The organism is Massilia sp. SYSU DXS3249 (assembly GCF_053668055.1).
On the sequence record NZ_JBSIPX010000003.1, the window covers coordinates 326202 to 345618 of the forward strand.

Sequence of the window (19417 nt, forward strand, 5' to 3'; positions counted from 1 at the left end):
CGACGTATTCTTGATAAACGGAGGTCTATCGGTCGGCGTGGAGTGTAGGGGCTCGCCGTTGGGAAGGGAAATAGGGAATGCGGATGGGGGTATAAGAAAAAATGATAGCCGCTATTCACGCAACGGCGCACGCAGCCGCGCACCGGGCCATTCCCCATTAGTGCACAGCATTTCGGTGACCTGGCGCACCAGGCGGCTGATGGCCGTCGCCGCATTGGTCGGCGGAATATTGCGCGAAGCGCACAGCGTGACGCGGCGCGAAATCGGCGGGCTGTGCACCGGCGTCGCCACCAGCGCGCCGGCTTCGATCTCGGCGCGCAGGGGCGCCAGCGGCAGCAGGGTGGCGCCCATGTCCGCCAGCAGGGCCGACTTCAGGATCGCGATCGAATTGATTTCGATGATGTTGGCCAGCGCCAGCCCGGCACCAAGCGCCGCCTGCTCGATCAGCGGCCGCACGCCGTGCTGCTGCGCCGGCAGGATCAAGGGGCTGGCCAGCGCCGCGCCGAGGGTGACCGAGGCCGTAGCGGGCACCCAGGTCGAGCTGGCGCGGCAGATGTACATCAGGTCTTCCTCGACCAGGGGCGTGCTGTCGAAGCCGCCGAGCTGGCCGTCGTCGAACAGCACGGCCAGGTTCAGGCGCCCGGATTTGAGCTGCTCGGTCAGGCTGCCCGAGATTTCCTCGGTCAGCTGCAGGGTGATCTCGGGATAGGTCGTGCGCGCGGCAGTGAGCAGGGGCAGGGCCAGGGCACCGGAAATGCTGTGCGGCAGGCCGAGCGTGACGCTGCCCGACGGCCGCGTGGTCAGCTGGGTGACGGCGGAGCGTGCGTCGGCCACCTGTTTCAGGATCGCCTGCGCATGTTCATAAAACACCTTGCCGGCCTCGGTGCTGAGCACGCCATGGGCCGAGCGGTGCAGGAGCTGGGCGCCGAGCTCTTCCTCGAGCTGGCGCAACTGCTGGGTGAGCGCAGGCTGCGCCACGTGCAGCACCTGGGCGGCGCGCGAGAGCGAGCCGTGGTCGACGATGGCAACGAAATAGCGTAGCTGGCGTAATTCCATGGAAAACGGAGTTTGTGTCTAGTTGCAACACATAAATGACAAGAAGTTTATGCACGGAAACTTAGTTGTTATACTGCATAGCCGCCGTGGTGCTGGCGCAGATTAACATACCGTCGAACCCTCGTAATGCTCAAAAAAATCGATTCCTCCCAGCTGCGCGTGGGCATGGCCATCCACGATCTCGATTGCGGCTGGATGGAGCACCCGTTCATGCGCGCGAAGTTCGTCCTGAGCAGCGAGGAGGAGATCCGCAAGATCACCCGGGCCGGCATTCGCAACGTCGTCATCGATTGCGCGAAAGGGCTTGACGTCGAGGCGCCGACCCTGGCCGAAGCGCAGGCGAGAACCGAAGCGGAGGTGACGGCGATCGCCGCCCAGCCGGTCAAGCTGCTCCGTACCTCGCTCGGCGACGAGATGCAGCGCGCCGTCGGGATCCGGCGCCAGGCGGTCAACCTGGTGCGCACCGTGATGCAGGATGCGCGCCTGGGTAAGGCCGTCGAGATGGAGAATGTCTCTCCGGTGGTCGAGAACATCACCGAATCGATCCTGCGCAATTCCGGGGCTCTGCTCAGTTTATTGCGCATCAAGACCAAGGACGACTACACCTTCCTGCACTCGGTCAGCGTCTGCACCTTGCTGGTCGCCTTCTGCCGCTCGCGCGGGATGGACGAGGAAACGATCCACCAGGCGGGCATCGGCGGCCTGGTGCACGATACCGGCAAGGCGCTGGTGCCGGACGCGGTCCTGAACAAGCCGGGACGCCTCACGGACGAGGAATTCGCCATCATCAAGAAGCATCCGCGCGACGGCTACGACATCCTGCGCCGCACGCCCGGCATCAGTCCGATCCCGCTCGACATCACGCTGCACCACCACGAGCGGCGCGACGGCAGCGGTTATCCGGAAATGCAGAACGAGGCCGAGATTTCGGAGCTGGCGCAGATGGCGGCGATCGTCGACGTCTATGATGCGATCACCTCGGATCGTTGCTACCACAAGGGCATGTCGGCAGCCGATGCGCTGCGCAAGATCTACGAGTGGAGCAAGTTCCACTTCCACCCGGGACTGGCCCAGGAATTCATGCGCTGCGTCGGCATTTATCCGGTCGGCACGATGGTGATGCTGGAGTCGGGGCGTCTGGGCGTGGTGGTCGAGCCGCACGAAACGAACCTGCTGACGCCGAAGGTGAATGTGTTCTTCAATACGAAGAGCGAGACCTATATTCGCCCGCAACTGCTGGATCTGTCGCGCGCGCTCGGCTTTGGCGGCGGCGACAAGATCGTGCGCCACGAGTCGCCGGCCAAGTGGCGCGTCGACCCGGACAAATTCCTGCTCCTCCCCTGAGGGAAGCCGTCAGAAAAACTCGGCGGTATCGTTCGACGCGATGGTCTTGAGCAGCCCCCGCTCGATCAGCTCGTCGTAGTGGCAGGTCTGGTTGCGGCCATTCGTCTTGGCGTAATACAGCGCCTGGTCGGCATGGCCGAGCGTGACAACCGGCGAATCGTAGGGGCTGATGCTGACGAAGCCGATGCTCACCGTCACCCGTCCTACCTGCGGGAAGGCATAGGACTCGACGTTGCTGCGGAAGCGGTCGATGATGCGGCGCGCGTGTTCCAGCGTGGTCGAACGCAGCAGGATCACGAATTCCTCGCCGCCGAAGCGAAATACCCGGTCCCGCGAGCGGAACGAGGCCTGCAGCTGGTTGGCGATCAGGATCAGCACTTCGTCGCCGTACAGGTGGCCGAAGGTGTCGTTCACCATCTTGAAATGGTCGACGTCGACCACCGCCAGCCATCCCTTTTCTTCGCCTGTGCTGGAGCGCCGCTCCGGCTGGCCCGGCCGCGGCGGTTCCTGCTCGGCCGGGCAGTGCAGCATGCGGGCAAGCTGGTCCTCGAAGGTCTTGCGGTTGAGCAGGCCGGTGAGCGAGTCGCGCTCGCTGTAGTCGAGCAGATTCTGGAAATTCCGATAGACGCCGACGATGCCGGCGATGGTGCGCATGGTCGTGGCCCGGAAGGGCGCATGGCGCACGATCTCGAGGCAGGTATCGGCCTTGTCTCCCAGCCAGATCGGTAGCCACAGGGTACGGCTCGGTCCCACACAGGCGAGGGCGCTCGTTTCGCGCCGTGCCAGGCAGGCGGCCAGCTCGGGAAAGGCATCGAGCGGCTGGCCGGGGGCCGCGTTGTCGTGTGCGTCCTCGACCCGGGCGTGGCCACCGGCATTGATGCTGGCACGTACCCGCACCCAGGAGCGGTTGCCGATCGTCGAGATCGACCATATCCGCGTCTGCGCGGCGGCGGCCAGTTCCTGCACCGCCGATACCACTGAGATGTCGAGCATCGCGTGATCGCGGTGCCCAGTCATGTCGACCATGTGTTTCAGAAGGGAATCCATGTCGTTCTCAGATAGGTAAGCAGCCAGCCTGTCGCCCCAGTTGCTGCGCTTGCAACACTGAGATTTCCGAGGGGCAATCGAAACAGAATAATCCTTTTTTGTTATCGCGGCAATTATTCCGCCTCTTTTTTTGGCATTGCGCGACGCTCACCCGGTTCGACACGAGATAGATCAACAGTTTCCGCGCGTAAATAATTCACACAGGAAACCTTGCTCACAGTCAACTTGCTGTCCGGCATCATCTTTTATAGTGAACTCACTGAAACGGAAACGACGAAGCGCAGTTAGCGGAGTCAAGGGAGTCTCCGGTTCAGGGTTTTTCTTATAAACCACCATATGGAGTTTGTCATGAAAACGATCTTTACTGCTGTGCAAGCCTTCGTTGCTGATGAAGACGGTGTGACCGCCATCGAGTATGGCCTGATCGCTGCCCTCATCGGTGTCGCGATGGCAGGTGTAGCAGCGACCGTGGGCGGGCAGATCGAAACTACCTTTGAGAGGGTACGCGACGCGCTGGCCGCCGCTTTGGTGTAATCGCCTAAGTTCGCCCTCCGGACTTGTCCGGAGGGCTTTTTTTTTTGGAGTACGACCATGCCTGCCGCTACCTGGCTTGACCTATTGCTGCTTGTTCTCGTCGTGTCGGCTGCCGTCATTGATTTGGCGATACGCAAAATTCCAAATGTGTTGTTGCTGAGCGGTTGGATAGGCGCGCTCGGCTTGTATTGCACTACCGCGGCGCCGGGTGCCGCAATCAGCACGGCGCTTGGTGGCGCCCTGATTGGTTTCGCGATGTACCTGCCCTTGTACGCAGTGCGCGGCATGGCTGCCGGGGACGTCAAGCTGATGGCCACTGTCGGCCTGTTCCTGGGACCGTCCCAGACGATCTATGCCTGCATCCTGACCTGGTGCCTCGGTGGCGCGATGGCGCTGGTCATCATCCTGTTTACGCGGCGCTGGTCGGCTGCCTACGCCAACCTGCGCGAGATGCTGCTGCCCATCCTTCTGCGCCTGGGGCCGCCGGCGCCCGGGAGCGCGCCGGCCCGCAAGAGTGTCGGCTCGATGCCCTATGGGTTGGCGATTGCCTTGAGCACGCTTTGGTTGTTAGCACAACGTCATCATCCTTAGGTAACGGCTTGCTGTTGCTCAATGGCCGCAAAGGCTAGCTCATTAGAATGAATTCAATGTTCTCGGGGAATGCACTCCGCTGAAATGCGAGGAGAAAGACCATGAGCGAAACGCTGTCGTTCGCAGCGTCCAGTACCGCGTCCGCTACGGGGTCGCGTCCGGTGCCGCCCCCGGTACCGGGCGAACTGGAGGTTGCCGCAACCCTGCCGCGCCAGCCCAGGACAGTCGGCGACACCGGACTCGAGCTGCGCCTGATATCCGCCCTGCTGCTCAAGACCCTGCATGCCACCGGCCGCGCGCCTTTGCCCTTGTTGGCCGGAAAACTGCGCTTGTCCGTCAGCGTGCTGCGCGAAGTACTCAATGTGCTGACGGTCGACCAGCAGACCGAGGTGGCCTGGTCGGGCGATTCCGACATCGACGTGCAATACCAGCTGACCGCGATCGGCCAGCGCGCCGCGCTCGCTTGCCTTGATGAGTGCCGCTACGTCGGCCCCGCACCGGTCACGCTGGCCGCGTACCGGGCGATGGTCGAGCGCCAGTCCTTGCGCCAGGCGCCGACGGCGCGCCAGGGAGGGGCGGCGACGCGTGGCCCCACCCCCGGCGAACTGGCCGCCGTGCTGGCCGACGACGGGATCGATCCAGCCTTGCGCGAGTTGCTCGGCGCTGCCCTGCACGCGCAGCGCCCGCTGCTGCTGCACGGCCCCACCGGCTCCGGCAAGACCACGCTCGCACGCAAGCTGGCGCGCCTGTTGCCGGGTGCGGTCGCGGTGCCGTATGCGCTGCTGATCGAAGGCCACATCGCGCCGTTTCACGATCCGCTGCGCCATCCGCCGCCGTTGCCGCAGGGCCGCCAGCAGGAGGAGCGCCGCAGCTGCGACGCGCGCTGGGCGATCTGCCAGCGGCCGCTGGTGCACGTCGGCGCGGAACTCGATGCATCCATGCTCGCGCTGCGCCCCGACCCCGACAGCGGCATTCATCAGGCGCCGCTGCCGCTGCAGGCCAACAATGGCATCTTCGTGCTGGACGATCTCGGCCGCGGCCGGGTACCGGTGGCCGAACTGCTCGCCGGCTGGTTCGGCGTGCTCGACGGCGGGCCGGCGCGCGCCGTCGAAGGCGGGCACGGCGAGACCGTGCCGTTCGACGCGATGCTCGTCCTCGTCACCAACCTGGCGCCGGCCAGCGTGTTCGATCCGGCCTTCCTGCGCCGTATCGGCTACCGCGTCGGCCTCGGGCCGCTGGCCGAGCCCGCCTACCGGACCATGCTGCGGCGCGCCAGCCGGCTGCACGGGCTCGATTGCGACGAGACCATCCTCGACCACCTGGTCACGCGCCTGCACCGCGCCAGCGGCACGCCGCTGCTGGCCTGTTATCCGCACGAGCTGCTCGGCCGTGTACTTGATTTCGCCGGCTTTGCCGGAACCGAACCGCGCTTGACGATCGCTGCCCTGGAGCAGGCGTGGAACAGCATGACCAGCGGCAGCGCCCCGGCCCCGTGCCACGTCGCAGGAATCGACCAATGAAAAACAAGCGCGCTCTTGTCGTGATGGCGGTTGCCATCCTGTTCGGCCTGACGGCCGTGGTCCTCGCTTCGCGCTGGCTGCTCCTGCAGCCCAGCACCAGCAGCGGGCACATCGTGGTGGCGGCGACGGATATCAGCCTTGGCCAGCGCCTTGCCCCGGAAATGGTCAAGCTGGCCGAATGGCCCGCCGACAGCGTGCCGAAAGGCGCCTTTGCCGATCCGCAGAAGCTTGCCGGGCGCGTCCTGAAGAGCAGCGTGCTGGCCGGCGAACCGGTCAGCGAAGCGAAACTGGCGCCGGTCGGCACGCTGGGCGGCCTGTCGGCCCTGATCACCGAAGGCAAGCGTGCGATCACGGTGCGCGTCAACGACGTCATCGGCGTAGCCGGCTTCACGCTGCCGGGTAACTACGTCGACATCATTGTCAGCACCGAAAAGGATCCGACCCCGGAAGCCAATGGGCGCGAGCAGAGCATCTCGAAGATCGTGCTGGAGCGCATCCTGGTGCTGGCGGTGGCGCAGGAGGTCAACCGCGACGAGACCAAGCCGCGCGTGGTGAACGCCGTCACGCTCGAGGTGACGCCGGAGCAGGCCGAAAAACTCGACCTCGCGCGCAGTGTCGGCACGCTGTCGCTGGCCCTGCGCAACCAGGTCGATCCGCAATCGGCTCAGACCGATGGCGCCACCAAACTGACCCTGCTGCCGGCGGCGCCGGTCGTCAAGCCGGTTCCCGTAAAACCGGTGGCTGCGCCGCGCCGTCCCGAGAAGCCGGCCGTGCACCGGATCGCGACGCCTCCTGTACGGCGCAACTGCGTCACCGTCATCAACGGCCTGCATTCCTCGCAGGAGTGCTTCTGATCCCCTTTACCGTGTCAGGTGAAACCATGAACACACGTCCTATGAAATCAGTCCGGCCGCATGCCGTGCGCGGCCCCTTGCTGCGCCACGTGGTCCTTGGCGGCATGGCGCTGGCGCTGGCAGGGGGAGCGCACGGCGCGCGTCCTGCCGGGCAGTCCGAAGTCGTCTCCGTCGTCGGCGATCGTGCCGAAATCGGCCCGCGCTGCAAAGGCGAAGCCGCGCGTCCGGCCCAGGTCGCGCTCCAGATGGGCAAATCGACCCTGATGCGCCTGCCCGAGGCGGTCCAGAACCGCAGTGTCGGCAATCCCGCCGTCGTGCAGGCCATGCTGGTCGCGCCGGACACGATGTACATCGCCGGGGTCGACGTCGGCACCACCAACATGATCGTCCAGGGCCGCAGCGGCCTGTGCAGCGTGCTCGACATCACGGTGGCGATGGACCCGAGCGCGCTGCAGGCCACGCTGGCTGCCGTCATGCCGGAAGAAAAAGAGATCCGGGTGCTGGCCGCCGCCGATTCGCTGGTGCTGACGGGGACCGTCACCGATGCTGCCGCGGTGGCGCGTGCCGCCGAGCTGGCGGCCGCTTACGTGCGCCGTCCGCTGCGGGCGCTGGGCGCGGTACCGAAGGAGCTCGAGCCGAAATCCGGCGGGGCAGGCGGTGGCGCCGCCCCGGAGGTGCGCGTGGTGAACCTGCTGAGCGTCAGCGCGCCGCAGCAAGTCCAGCTCGAGGTCAAGATCGCCGAGGTGTCCAAGACCCTGCTCGAGCGGCTGGAGGCAGGCGCGACCTGGAGCTTCTCGCCAGGCAGCTGGGCCGCTGCCCTGACATCGAACTTCCTGAGCGGCACGGCCGGCGCGAGGCTGGGCGCAGCCCGCGACAGCAACAAGGGCATCGTCCTGGACGCACAGAAGCAGGACGGCCTGATACGTGTGCTGGCAGAGCCGAACGTCATGGCGATCAGCGGCCAGGAGGGCAGCTTCCTCGCCGGCGGCAAGTTTTATATCCCTGTGGCGCAGGACAATGACAAGATCACGCTGGAAGAAAAGGAATTCGGCGTGGGTCTGCGCTTCACGCCGACTGTGCTCAGCGGTGGACGCATCAACCTGCGCGTGGCGCCCGAGGTATCCGAATTGTCGCGCGAGGGCATCGGCATCAACGCCACCGGCCTCTCGGGCACCACGGTCCTGCCTGTCGTGACCACGCGCCGGGCCAGTACCACCGTGCAGCTGTACGACGGCCAGAGCTTTGCCATCGGCGGCCTGATCAAGAACAACCTCATCACCAACCTGAAAGGCCTGCCGGGGCTGGGCGAGGTACCGGTACTCGGGGCGCTGTTTCGCAGTACCGACTTCCAGCAGGACCGCACCGAGCTGGTCTTCGTGATCACTGCGCGCCTGGTCAAGCCGCTCACGGCAACGGGTTACGCGCTGCCAACCGATAACGTCGATGCCCCTTCGCGCGCGGCCTTGATGCTCGGCGGGCGCCTCGAAAGCGCCGCCAAGGCGCCGCCGCCGGCTGCGCGCACGGGGCAGAGCGTCGACGGTTTCGAACTCAAATAGGAGGCGGCAATGTCAACCAAGACAATAGCAGGGATCGCAGTGCTCGTACTGCTGCAGGGCTGTTCGACGGCGCCGCGCTTCGAGAAGAATTTCGGTAACGCGGTGCGCACCAACCTGGCCGCGCAGACAGTCGACCCGCGCGGCGCGGCGAACGTGAATCCCGCCACGGGCATCGACGGCCCGGCGGCGCGCGCTGCCCATGATCGCTACCAGCGCTCCTTCGTCCAGCCCGACCCGAAGGCGCCGATGCTCAACACGCTCGGCAGCGGGCAATGAACCACCGCGGCTGACCCGTTCCGCTTCCATCCCCGTGCTTCAACAAGGATTGTCATGAAAGCCCTTTTGATCAGTCGCGACAGCCTGCTGTTTGCCGAGCTTGCGTCCCAGGGCGCGGCCCGCGTGCCGCCGCTGAACGTAGCCAACAGCCGTGTGTCGATGCGCGAGGCGCTCGAACGGCCGCTGGGCGAGGCGCCAGGACTGATCATTGTCGACGCCACTGAAGGCGCGTCCGACGATGCCGACCTGCTCGAACGCCTGGCGCGCCAGTACCCGGACGCCCAGTTCATGCTGCTGACCAGCCAGCACCAGCCGGAACTCCTGATCCGGGCAATGCGCGCGGGCGTGCGCGAAGTACTGCAGTTGCCTCTGGTGCACCGCGCCTTTCACGAAGCGATGGACCGGATTGCCACGGCGGCCGGCGTCGCCCAGCTGCGTGAGGGCAAGGTGCTGGCCTTCATCGCCTGCAAGGGCGGCAGCGGCGCCACCTTCATCTCGACCAATTTCGGCTATGCGCTGGCGACGCTGGCCGAGAAGAAGGTCCTGCTCATCGACCTGCACGGCCAGTTCGGCGACGCCGCCCTGTATGTCTCGGACCAGAAGCCGACCATGACCCTGTCCGATGTCTGCGAGCAGATTGCGCGCATCGACGGCCCGTTTCTCGATTCCTGCCTGGTGCACGTTACGCGCGGCTTCGGCGTGCTGGCCGCGGCCGACGACCCGTCCCAGACCAAGGCGGCCAAACCCGAGCACATCGACGCCATCCTGCGCGTCGCCCGCCAGCACTACGACTACATCGTGCTCGACGTCGGCCGCCAGATCGACGCCGTGTCGCTGCGCGCGCTCGACAGCACCGACACCATCTATCCGGTGCTCCAGCTGGCCCTGCCCGACATCCGCGACGCCCGCCGCCTGCTCGACATCTTCCGTTCGCTCGGCTACCCGCTCGAGACGATTCGGCTGATCGTCAACCGCTACGAAAAAGGCGGCCGCCTGCGCCTGCCCGACCTGCATGCGGCGCTCGGCTGCGAGGTCGTGCATACCGTCCCGAACGATTACGTCGCCGTCACCGATTCGGTCAACCAGGGCGTGCCGGTCCTCGAACTGTCGCGCGCGAGCGCAGCTGCGCGCAGCCTGGCCGACCTGGTGGAACTGGTCACCGCGCGGCGTGCCCCCGAAACCCGTGGCTTGCTCGACCGCCTGTTCGGCCGCGGCGAAGCCGACTACTAGTCTGTGAGGAGAATCCATGTCGCTGCGCGAACGCCTTTCCATTTCGGACGACGACCGCAAGGCCAGCGTATTGCCGGCCGAGGCCAGCAACGGCGCCTACCAGGAGCTGAAAAGGACCATGCACCAGATGATCCTCGACCGGATCGACCTGGAGCGCCTGAAGCGCCTGACCGCCGAGCAGTTCAAGCATGAACTGGCGCTGCTGATCCAGCGGATCATCGAAGAGGAACGCATTGTCCTCAACCAGCACGAGCGCCACAACCTCGTGCTCGACATCCAGCACGAGATGCTGGGCTTCGGCCCGCTCGAGCCGCTGCTGAACGACCCGACCGTCTCCGATATCCTGGTCAACACGGCCAGCCGCGTGTACGTGGAGCGCCGCGGCAGGCTCGAGCTGACCGACGTCAGCTTCCACGACAACGCGCACCTGATGAAGATCATCGAAAAGATCGTTTCGCGCGTGGGACGCCGGGTCGACGAGTCCAGCCCGATGGTCGACGCCCGCCTGCCGGACGGCTCGCGCGTGAATGCAATCATTCCGCCGCTGGCGGTCGACGGCCCGATCCTGTCGATCAGGCGCTTCAGCGCCACGCCATTGACGGTGCAGAACCTGCTCGACTACAAGAGCGTGACGCCGCCGATGATCAAGGTACTGCAGGGCCTGGGCATCGCCAAGATCAACATCCTGATCTCGGGCGGTACCGGCAGCGGCAAGACCACGCTGCTCAACCTGCTGTCCAGATTCATCCCGGCCAACGAGCGCCTCGTCACCATCGAGGACGCGGCCGAACTGCAGCTGCGCCAGCCGCACGTGGTGCGCCTCGAGACGCGCCCGTCGAATATCGAAGGCAAGGGCGAGGTCACCCAGCGTGCGCTGGTCAAGAACGCGCTGCGCATGCGCCCGGACCGCATCATCCTTGGCGAAGTGCGCGGCGCCGAAGCGCTCGACATGCTGCAGGCGATGAATACCGGCCACGAAGGCTCGCTGGCGACGATCCACTCGAATACCCCGCGCGACGCCCTGGCGCGCCTGGAAAACATGGTCGGCATGGCGGGGGCCAACCTGACGCCGCGCGCCATCCGCCAGCAGATCTGCTCGGCCGTGACGGTCGTGGTGCAGGCCTCGCGCCTGATCGACGGCGGCCGCAAGCTGGTCAGCATCCAGGAAATCACGGGCATGGAAGGCGACATTATCTCGATGCAGGAGATCTTCCGCTTCGAGCAGACCGGCGTCGACCGCGACGGCAAGGTGCTGGGCCATTTCTCCGCCACCGGCGTACGGCCGCGCTTTGCCGACCGCCTCAAGATGTACGGCGTCGAGATCCCCGACGACACCTTCCATCCCGACCGCATTTACCAATGAACCTGCAGGCCCTGCCTGCCGTGGAGCCGCGCCATGGACCTGCTTTTCTACAGCTTCACCGTCTTCCTGTTCGCCGCCGTCATCCTCCTGATCGAAGGCGTCTATCTCTGGTGGTCGAGCACCCACGGCAAGGCAGCGCAGCGCATCGCACGGCGGCTGCAGGTCATGTCGGGCGGCGTGGGGCGTGCCGGTGAACGCATTTCGATCCTCAAGCAGCGCCGTTTCAGCGTCAACGACGGCGTCGATCGCCTGCTGCAGCAACTGACGCTGCTCCAACGGCTCGATGCCTTGCTGGTCCAGGCAGGCAGCAAGCTCACGGTCGAGCGCTTCCTCGGCTGCTCGCTGGCGGCCTTCCTGCTGGCCTTTATCGTGAGCGCGCGCTGGACTCTGCCGCCGGGAGGGCGCGTCCTGCTCGCGCTGCTGGCGCTCGGCATCCCGTATTGCCTGTTGCGGCGCGCACGCACCCAGCGCCTGCGCCGCATCGAGTACCAGCTGCCGGATGCCGCCGATTTCATCGCCCGCGCCCTGCGTGCCGGCCATTCGTTCACCAACGTGCTGCAAATCGTCGGCAACGAGCTTCCCGAGCCGCTGAGCAGCGAATTTCGCGTCGCGCGCGAGGAAATCAACTACGGCGTGCCGATGGACGAAGCGCTGCACAACATGGCCGAGCGCATCCCGCTGACCGACCTGCGCTACCTGATCATTGCGGTCCTGATCCAGCGCGAGTCGGGCGGCAACCTGGCTGAAATCCTCGGCAATATCAGCACCATCATCCGCAGCCGCCTGAAGCTGGTGGCCCAGGTGCGCGTGCTGTCGGCCGAGGGACGCATGTCGGCCTGGATTCTCGGATTGCTGCCGGTTGCCGTGTCACTGATGCTCACGGTGGTCAACCCGGAATACGTCAGCATGTTATGGACCGACCCAAGTGGGATACGCATGCTCTGGTATGCGGCCGGCATGATCCTGTTCGGGGTGGTGTGGCTGCGCCGGGTCATCCGGATCCGCGTCTGAGGAGCTGCAATGAATGCCGCACAATTAGCTTTCCTGTTGATCGTCTTCGGCATCGTCTGTGCGCTGGCCTGGCTGGCGATGATGCTGTTTGCGCCGGTGGCGCTGCGTACCCGGCTGCGCCGTTTCATCGGTAAATCCGAGGCCACTGCGCTCGAATCCGACGGATGGGTCGAGCGCGTCGCCAAGGTTAGCCAGCCGCTGATGAAACTGTCGGTGCCCGAGGAGGGCTGGGAAAAATCGGCGCTGCGCACCCGCTTCATGAATGCGGGCTGGCGCAATCCGGTGGCGCCGACCCTGTTCTTTGCTTCCAAAACGGTGCTCGCGTTGACCGGCCCGGCAACCATCGGCGTGCTGGTCGCCGCCTCGGTGATCATGCTGTCGGGCAGCAAGCTGCTGTTCCTGCTGCTGCTGACCGCGACGGTGGGTTACTACCTGCCGAACCTGGCGCTGAACCGCATCGTGCGCCGTCGCAAGCGCGAAATCTTCGAGACGCTGCCGGACGCACTCGACCTGCTGACGGTCTGCGTCGAGGCTGGCCTGAGCCTGGAACGCGCCTTCGTCAAGGTGGCCGGCGAAATCCATATCAAAAGCGTCACGCTGGCCCAGGAACTGCAGCTCGTGCTGATGGAAATGCGCGCCGGCTTCAGCAAGGAAAAGGCCCTGCGCAATTTTGCCCTGCGCAGCGGCGTCGACGACATCGACACGCTGGTGGCGATGCTGATCCAGTCCGAACGCTTCGGCACCAGTGTCGGCGATTCGCTGCGCGTGTATTCCGAAAACCTGCGCACCAAACGCCGCATGCTGGCCGAGGAATGCGCGGCGAAGATCGGATTGAAACTGCTGTTCCCCCTTATTTTCTGCATTTTCCCGACTCTGCTGATGGTGTTGCTGGGACCGGCGGTGATCCAGCTGAGCCGCACACTGGGTGCCATCGGCGGCACGCGATGATTCGATAGGAGGTTGACCATGTCCACCCGCATGATGCTCAAGAAAATGTCGGTCCTGTGCGCCGGCACGCTGCTGATCGCTTGCGCCGGGATCGGGCGCCATCCCGAGCGCGCGTCCCAGGTCGACGCCGACCTGATCTACGATGGGGGACGCCAGCATCACCTCGCCGGACGCTACGAGGAAGCCGTTGCCGCCTACCGCAAGGTACTGGCGATGGCGCCTCGCCATATGCGGGCGCGCAACGCGCTGGCCGCAAGCTATGCACGCCAGGGCGATTTCACCCAGGCCATTCCGATCTGGCGCGCCCTGACCGAAGAACTGGCGGTGGGCGCCGGACCCGATACCGCCTACCTGTTCGCCAACCTCGGCTACGCCTACCTGTTGGACGGCAATTACGACAAGGCCGTCACCGCGCTGGAACGCGCCTGCGTGCTTGACCCGCTCGATCACGGCGCCTGGCATAACCTAGGAGAATCGCTGCGCCGCCTCGGCCAGTTCGACCGCGCTGAACAAATGCTGCGCCAGGCCAAGGCCCTGCGCGAACACAATTTCCAAAGCGACCATGCCGCCGTGGGGGGCACCGCGGTGGCGGCGATCGAAGCAGCGGTCGCCATGCCGGTGCGGCCGGATCCCGGCTGGGCGGCCACCGAAGTACGGACCGCCGCCGACGGCACCCTCGAGCTGCTGCGCGTGCCGGCGCAACGGGCGGTCGCGGCTACCCTGCCGCCGCGCGAACCCGACCCATTGCCGCCGCCGGCCAGGCGGCCCGATCTCGTCCTGATTGAAATTCGCAATGGAAATGGCGTGACCGGCATGGCACGCGCCCTGTCGCACCAGGTCAAGGACGACAACCTGCAAGTGACGCGCTTGAGCAACGAGAAGGGATTCAACGTACGGCGCACGCGCATCGAACACAGCGCGGCTTTCCGCGCCAGCGCCGAGCGGCTGGCTGCGCGCCTGACCGGCAGCTTCGACAAGGTGCAGGTGGTGCAGGTCGATACCTGCAAGCAGACCGACATGCGCCTGGTGCTCGGCCGCGACCTGGGACGTGGCGCGGTGACGCTGCGGCCTGCGCCTGCGCCCGAACCCGGACAAACCTATGCGGCTGCGCCGTTGCCCACGTCTGCGCCCTGACCTCGCGCGCAAGGCACGTTTGTTCCGTCTCAAACCCTGGCATTGAGCGCACCCGAAAATGAGGCCTTGTCACCTCATTTCACGGGAGCGTTGCCATGAGCATTGCACAGCGTTTCATTGCCATCCTTGCCGCCTTCATGGCCTTCACGGTGGCCGGTTGCTCGTCAACCAGCGCCCATCGCGGCACAGGTGAGTACGTCGACGACGCCGTCATCACCAGCAAGGTCAAGGCAGCCTTTGCCGCCGATCCCACCGTCAAGGCAACCGAAGTGCAGGTCGAAACGTTCAAAGGCACGGTGCAGCTGAGCGGCTTCGTCGAATCGCGCGAAAGTGCGCAAAGGGCGGTGCAGATCGCGCGTCAGGTGAAAGGCGTCACCGAGGTGCGCAACAACACCATCCTGAAATAGCCGGCGGTGCCTAGCGCCAGTTCACCCGGCCCAAGCCGCCGGTGGTGGCGTTGCGCTGGGTGGGATTGCCGTACACGGTGGCCGATCCCATGCCGCTCAGGTTGACGTCGATCGCTGAGCTGGCATGCACCGTTGCGCCGCCAAGCCCACTCATGTCGAGGTCGACTTTTTCGGCGCGCAGGTGTTGCGCATCCAGGTTGCCGACGCCGGCCAGGGTCGCGTGCAAGTTGCGGGTCTGGCCCGTCACCGCCAGCTGCCCGGCACCGCGCAGCGCCAGGTCCATCCGTTCCGCTTTCGGCGCGTCAATCTTCAGGCTGCCGGCGCCGCCGAGACGGGCATCGATGTTGCGGTAATTGCCGTTGAGCGTTACGGTCCCCGCGCCGTCGAGGGCGAGCACGATCTTGTCGCCGTTAAAGCCGCTCACCGTGCTGGCCCCCACGCCGTCCGACACGAACTCGGTCAGGTTGGGCACCGTGAGCTCGGCGCGCAAACGTGGGTTGCGGTTGCCCGAGTTCCAGTTGTTGCGGCGCTCGGTGTCGATCTCCAGCGTTTCGCCGCGCTGCTGCGTCGTCACGCGGGCGATGTCGTCGCGTTCGCCGGACAGCACGAGCGATGGCTTGCTGCCCTGACGCAGGACGAGGTCGACGACGCCGTCCAGTTTTACGCGCGTGACGCGGGCGTCGACCGCGCGCGTTTCGCGCACCATTTCGGCCGCAAGGGCTGCGCCCGCGGTGAGGGTGAGGGCCGTGGCCATCAGGGTGGTGCCGAGCAGTTTGTTCATGGTGGTCTCCGTGATCGGTTAGTGTTTGATTGCACTATAGATCCGTGGCCCGTTGCAGGCCCTGCTTGTGCGACGGGCTGCACAATATGCGGAATGAAGCGTCGCGCCGCGCCCGCCGCACGATGCCCGCGCAACCAACCCCAGCCCGGAGCAGGGCAGGTGCACGCAGCCAGCCAGCCAGGTGGTGCGGAATCAATGTTACCCATGTATGTCATCGACGCGGCCCATGGCCAGAGAGCATGTGCCGAGTGCGCTGAGCCCCATCTAGCCTTGTTCCGATTGACCTTCATCAAACCCGAGACCACCCCACACTGCATCGTGGACCTCTCGCCTGCGGGCGATTTTTTGAAGGAGGACACATCATGTTGAAACACACCACTGCAGGAATCGCCCTAGCGGCGATCTTCGCCTTGCCGGCCATGGCTGCGCCCGAGCGCATGACGAGCATCCAGCTCGACGAGGTCGTGGCCGGTACCGACTGCGGCTGCCCGCCGCCGACGGGCAAGGAGAAGGGAAATAATGGCTGGGGCAACGGTGCAGACCCGAGCAATCCCGGCAGCGACAACGGACGTACCGCGCCGTCGAAGACCGGCAACGAGAATCTGCCGTCGCCACCAGACCGGCCGAATACCAACCCGACCGGATCCACCGGGCGATGAGGGTGACTCACGAGGGCAGGTCCCGGACCTGCCCTTTCCGTCTTGCCTGGTGCCTGCGCGCGCTGATCCTGGGGCTGGCCTGTCAGCTGGCGATGCCGCCCGCCGCGGCCGAGCGCCCGGTCCGCTCGCTGCTCGAAATCCGGCGCGAAGCCCTCGTTACCCAGCGCTGGGACAATAGCTGCGGGGCCGCGGCCCTGGCGACCGTGCTGCGTTACTACAAGGGCGTGCCGACCGACGAGGAAGCGGTGGCGCGCGGCATGCTGCGCCAGACCGATCCCTTGCGCGTGCGCGTGCGTGGCGGCTTTTCCTTGCTGGACATGCAGCGCTACCTGGCAGGGATCGGCCTCCAGGGAGAGGGCTACGCCCGCATGAGCCTGGCCGACCTGGCACAGCGCGTCCCGATGATCGTGCCGATCACCCTGAACGGCTATCCGCATTTCGTCGTCGTCCGCCGGGTCGCCGCGACGGGCGTCAACATCGGCGACCCCAGTTTCGGGAATTATCGGATGGACCAATCCGCCTTCGCCGCGCAGTGGAAAGGCGTCGGATTCGGCATCCAATAAAACACGACAGGCAACCACATGAAGAATCTGACGATCGGTGCCGTGCTGTACGGCGCCGCGGCGACTTGCGCTGCCCAGAGTAACGCCGAGCTGGAGCAAAAAATCGCGGAACAGGCGGCGACCATCGAACGCCAGCGGCAACGCATCGAATTGCTCGAGCGCGAACTGACCCCGGCACGGGTCGACGCCGGCACCCGCACCAGCACGAATACGGCGCCGCAGGACGCAGCCGACGACAGCAACCGTGCGCTCGAACGCGCTCTGGTGCGGGAAGGCGCGCTGCTGCTCTCGTCCGGTACGGCCGAGGTCGAGCCGAATGTCGTCGCCTCGCACAGTTCGGGCGAAGGCGGGTTCCGCCGCACCTCCTTCGGCCCGGGTGTGACGGTACGCGTCGGCCTGCCCGGAAAATCGCAGGTCGAAGCATCGCTGCCCTACGTATTCGAAAGAATCAGGAATGGCGGCCAGTCGACGCACAACGACGGCGTCGGCGACCTGTCGGTGGCGGCCTCGCACCAATTCATGGCCGAGGCCGGCAAGCTGCCGAGCCTCGTCGGCAGCCTCAGCTACCAGAGCACGACCGGGCGCAACACGAGCTACGAGGGCGGGCCGCTGGTCGCACTCGGCGGAGGCTTCCCCTCGCTGCAAGCCTCGCTCAGTGCCACCCGGCGCCTCGATCCGCTGGTATTTTTCGGCAGCTTGTCCGCCACCCGCTACGGGGCACGCGACAAGGGCGGCGCCCGCATCCGGCCTGGAAATATCTATGGCATGCGCTTCGGCACGGCGCTGGCGACGGCTCCTGCGACCTCGCTGCGCGCCGCCGTCAGCCTCAGCCTGCTGGACAAGACGCAGGTCAATGGCTCACCGGTCCCCACCGACGATATCCTTGCCTTCCTGGAGGTGGGCGGATCGGCCGTGCTGACGCCGACTACCGCCATTGACATCCTGTTCTCGGCGGGCCTGACGCGCAATACGCCGGACTTCCGGCTGATGGTGTCCTTGCCGGTGCGCTTCTGACCCAAGACGATCCGGTCCCGCAAAAACAAAATGCCTCACGCGCAGTGCACGTAAGGCATTTTGTTTTACTTCTACTTTTTTATGGTGCCGGCTGCCGGTTTCGAACTGGCCACCTGATGATTACAAATCAACTGCTCTACCAAATGAGCTAAGCCGGCGTAATCTGTACGGCAAGAATTATAACGCTATTTAATCCGGGTCAGCGTCGGGCGGCCGCCTTTTTTCGGCGGATCGTTATCGTCGTCGGGCGAATGCGACAGCGTTGCCGTGGCGGCGTCGTTGGTCCCGCCAGGCACGGCCGACAGGCCAGGCGACGCAGTGGCCGGTTCCTCCGTCGGCGCCGGCATCTCGGCGGCGGTGGTGCTCACTTCGAAGGCCATGCCCTGGCCGTTTTCGTTGGCGTAGATCGCCAGCACGTTATGCACCGGAACATAGATGTCGCGCGAGACGCCGGCGAAACGGGCGCGGAACTGGATCGCTTCGTTGTCCATCTTCAGCCCCGAGGTCGCGCCGTAGCTGATGTTGAGGATGATTTCGCCCTTCCTGACGTATTCCATCGGAACCGTCGTGGCCGCGTCGACCTTTACTGCGAGATACGGCGTAAAACCGCTGTCGGTGCACCACTCGTAGATGGCGCGCAGCAGGTAGGGTTTGGTGGAGATGTCAGGCATGTGCAAATGAGAATAACAATAATCCGTCAATAGGCCGGCAAACGGATGCGTCGCCGCACGCGGCGTATGTCAAACGGGTAGCTGCGCGAGGCGCCAGTTTACTGCGAATCGTCAAACGACGTCGCAAAACCGGCGCAAGGAGAGGGGAAACAGGGAGACCACCGCAAGCGCGGCGCGGTCTCCCCGTTACCCCGTTCTCATCAACGGCGCATGACCTTTTCGGACGGGGTCAGCGCTTCGATGTAGGCCGGACGCGAGAAGATGCGCTCGGCATACTTCATCAGCGGCGCTGCCGTCTTCGACAGTTCGATGCCATAGTGGTCCAGGCGCCACAGCAGCGGGGCAATTGCCACGTCCAGCATCGAGAACTCGTCGCCCAGCATGTACTTGTTCTTCAGGAACAGCGGGGCCAGCGTCGTCAGGCGATCGCGGATTTCGGCGCGCGCCTTGTCGTGGGCCTTCTCGTTCGTCTTGTTGCGGTCGCTTTCCAGGACGTGCACGTGGACGAACAGTTCCTTCTCGAAGTTGAACAGCATCAGGCGGGCGCGGGCGCGCATCAGCGGGTCGGCCGGCATCAGCTGCGGGTGCGGGAAGCGCTCGTCGATGTACTCGTTGATGATGTTCGATTCGTACAGGATCAGTTCGCGCTCGACCAGGATCGGGACCTGGCCATAGGGGTTCATCGTCGAAATGTCTTCTGGCTTGTTGAAGAGGTCGACGTCACGCACCTCGAAATCCATGCCTTTTTCGAACAGGACCAGGCGGCAGCGTTGGGAGAACGGGCACGTGGTGCCGGAGTAGAGAACCATCATGGTGGGTCGTTCCTTAAGAAACAAAGGGGTGAAGCGCCGAGCGACT

21 protein-coding genes and 1 tRNA gene are annotated in these 19417 nt (G+C 65.2%); 16 read left to right on the forward strand and 6 right to left on the reverse strand.

Features of this window, described 5'->3' with window-relative positions:
* Positions 1-111 precede the first annotated feature (111 nt).
* Positions 112-1056 (reverse strand): LysR substrate-binding domain-containing protein, encoded by a 945-nt coding sequence (locus ACWCIA_RS05710; RefSeq protein WP_454161624.1) that lies wholly within the window; start codon positions 1054-1056, stop codon positions 112-114.
* Between the two features lie 126 nt (positions 1057-1182).
* Between ACWCIA_RS05710 and ACWCIA_RS05715 the strand changes: the two genes are divergently transcribed.
* Positions 1183-2400 carry an HD-GYP domain-containing protein gene (locus ACWCIA_RS05715; protein ID WP_454161625.1) on the forward strand — a complete coding sequence of 406 codons (1218 nt, stop codon included), beginning with the start codon at positions 1183-1185 and terminating at the stop codon, positions 2398-2400.
* Between the two features lie 9 nt (positions 2401-2409).
* Here the strand turns inward: ACWCIA_RS05715 and ACWCIA_RS05720 are convergent, their stop codons facing one another.
* Positions 2410-3447, reverse strand: a complete 1038-nt coding sequence (locus ACWCIA_RS05720; RefSeq protein WP_454161626.1) for a GGDEF domain-containing protein — start codon at positions 3445-3447, stop codon at positions 2410-2412.
* Positions 3448-3795: 348 nt separating this feature from the next.
* Between ACWCIA_RS05720 and ACWCIA_RS05725 the strand changes: the two genes are divergently transcribed.
* The 12 genes from ACWCIA_RS05725 to ACWCIA_RS05780 all read left to right on the forward strand — a co-directional run bounded on the left by ACWCIA_RS05725 (position 3796) and on the right by ACWCIA_RS05780 (position 14871).
* Positions 3796-3981 (forward strand): Flp family type IVb pilin, encoded by a 186-nt coding sequence (locus tag ACWCIA_RS05725; RefSeq protein ID WP_454161627.1) that lies wholly within the window; start codon positions 3796-3798, stop codon positions 3979-3981.
* 57 nt (positions 3982-4038) lie between these two features.
* Entirely contained in the window at positions 4039-4572 is a 534-nt protein-coding gene (locus ACWCIA_RS05730) for an A24 family peptidase (protein ID WP_454161628.1), read from the forward strand.
* A gap of 101 nt (positions 4573-4673) precedes the next feature.
* Positions 4674-6092 (forward strand): ATP-binding protein, encoded by a 1419-nt coding sequence (locus ACWCIA_RS05735; RefSeq protein WP_454161629.1) that lies wholly within the window; start codon positions 4674-4676, stop codon positions 6090-6092.
* Positions 6089-6946 carry a Flp pilus assembly protein CpaB gene (cpaB, locus tag ACWCIA_RS05740; protein WP_454161630.1) on the forward strand — a complete coding sequence of 286 codons (858 nt, stop codon included), beginning with the start codon at positions 6089-6091 and terminating at the stop codon, positions 6944-6946. Before ACWCIA_RS05735 ends, cpaB begins: the two co-directional genes overlap by 4 nt.
* Positions 6947-6972: 26 nt before the next feature.
* The gene (locus tag ACWCIA_RS05745) at positions 6973-8502 is read left to right on the forward strand and encodes a type II and III secretion system protein family protein (protein WP_454161631.1); all 1530 of its coding nucleotides are present in this window, start codon (positions 6973-6975) and stop codon (positions 8500-8502) included.
* A 9-nt stretch (positions 8503-8511) separates the two neighbouring features.
* On the forward strand, positions 8512-8778 hold the full coding sequence (locus tag ACWCIA_RS05750) for a hypothetical protein (RefSeq protein WP_454161632.1): 267 nt from the start codon (positions 8512-8514) through the stop codon (positions 8776-8778).
* A gap of 54 nt (positions 8779-8832) precedes the next feature.
* Positions 8833-10008 (forward strand): AAA family ATPase, encoded by a 1176-nt coding sequence (locus ACWCIA_RS05755; protein ID WP_454161633.1) that lies wholly within the window; start codon positions 8833-8835, stop codon positions 10006-10008.
* A gap of 16 nt (positions 10009-10024) precedes the next feature.
* Positions 10025-11371 carry a CpaF family protein gene (locus ACWCIA_RS05760; protein ID WP_454161634.1) on the forward strand — a complete coding sequence of 449 codons (1347 nt, stop codon included), beginning with the start codon at positions 10025-10027 and terminating at the stop codon, positions 11369-11371.
* A gap of 33 nt (positions 11372-11404) precedes the next feature.
* Positions 11405-12382 carry a type II secretion system F family protein gene (locus tag ACWCIA_RS05765; RefSeq protein WP_454161635.1) on the forward strand — a complete coding sequence of 326 codons (978 nt, stop codon included), beginning with the start codon at positions 11405-11407 and terminating at the stop codon, positions 12380-12382.
* A gap of 9 nt (positions 12383-12391) precedes the next feature.
* Positions 12392-13330: a type II secretion system F family protein gene (locus tag ACWCIA_RS05770; RefSeq protein ID WP_454161636.1), complete on the forward strand. Its 939-nt coding sequence runs from the start codon at positions 12392-12394 to the stop codon at positions 13328-13330.
* An 18-nt stretch (positions 13331-13348) separates the two neighbouring features.
* Positions 13349-14464 (forward strand): LytR C-terminal domain-containing protein, encoded by a 1116-nt coding sequence (locus tag ACWCIA_RS05775; protein WP_454161637.1) that lies wholly within the window; start codon positions 13349-13351, stop codon positions 14462-14464.
* Between the two features lie 95 nt (positions 14465-14559).
* Complete coding sequence (locus tag ACWCIA_RS05780; protein ID WP_454161638.1) at positions 14560-14871, forward strand: BON domain-containing protein; 312 nt, start codon at positions 14560-14562, stop codon at positions 14869-14871.
* Between the two features lie 10 nt (positions 14872-14881).
* Here ACWCIA_RS05780 and ACWCIA_RS05785 read toward each other — a convergent pair whose 3' ends face one another.
* Positions 14882-15652: a head GIN domain-containing protein gene (locus ACWCIA_RS05785; RefSeq protein WP_454161639.1), complete on the reverse strand. Its 771-nt coding sequence runs from the start codon at positions 15650-15652 to the stop codon at positions 14882-14884.
* Between the two features lie 362 nt (positions 15653-16014).
* Here ACWCIA_RS05785 and ACWCIA_RS05790 point away from each other — a divergent pair, with 362 nt between their 5' ends.
* The 3 genes from ACWCIA_RS05790 to ACWCIA_RS05800 are packed head-to-tail and all read left to right on the forward strand — an operon-like array spanning position 16015 to position 17888.
* Positions 16015-16311, forward strand: coding sequence for a hypothetical protein (locus ACWCIA_RS05790; RefSeq protein ID WP_454161640.1), 297 nt, complete (start codon positions 16015-16017; stop codon positions 16309-16311).
* Positions 16308-16874 (forward strand): C39 family peptidase, encoded by a 567-nt coding sequence (locus ACWCIA_RS05795; RefSeq protein ID WP_454161641.1) that lies wholly within the window; start codon positions 16308-16310, stop codon positions 16872-16874. Before ACWCIA_RS05790 ends, ACWCIA_RS05795 begins: the two co-directional genes overlap by 4 nt.
* Before the next feature lie 18 nt (positions 16875-16892).
* Complete coding sequence (locus ACWCIA_RS05800; RefSeq protein WP_454161642.1) at positions 16893-17888, forward strand: hypothetical protein; 996 nt, start codon at positions 16893-16895, stop codon at positions 17886-17888.
* 82 nt (positions 17889-17970) lie between these two features.
* Here the strand turns inward: ACWCIA_RS05800 and ACWCIA_RS05805 are convergent.
* The 3 genes from ACWCIA_RS05805 to ACWCIA_RS05815 form a co-directional block, all read right to left on the reverse strand.
* Positions 17971-18046 (reverse strand) — tRNA-Thr (locus ACWCIA_RS05805).
* Between the two features lie 27 nt (positions 18047-18073).
* Entirely contained in the window at positions 18074-18559 is a 486-nt protein-coding gene (locus ACWCIA_RS05810; protein ID WP_454161643.1) for a ClpXP protease specificity-enhancing factor, read from the reverse strand.
* Positions 18560-18759: 200 nt separating this feature from the next.
* Positions 18760-19371, reverse strand: coding sequence for a glutathione S-transferase N-terminal domain-containing protein (locus tag ACWCIA_RS05815; RefSeq protein WP_056342583.1), 612 nt, complete (start codon positions 19369-19371; stop codon positions 18760-18762).
* Between the last annotated feature and the right edge of the window lie 46 nt (positions 19372-19417).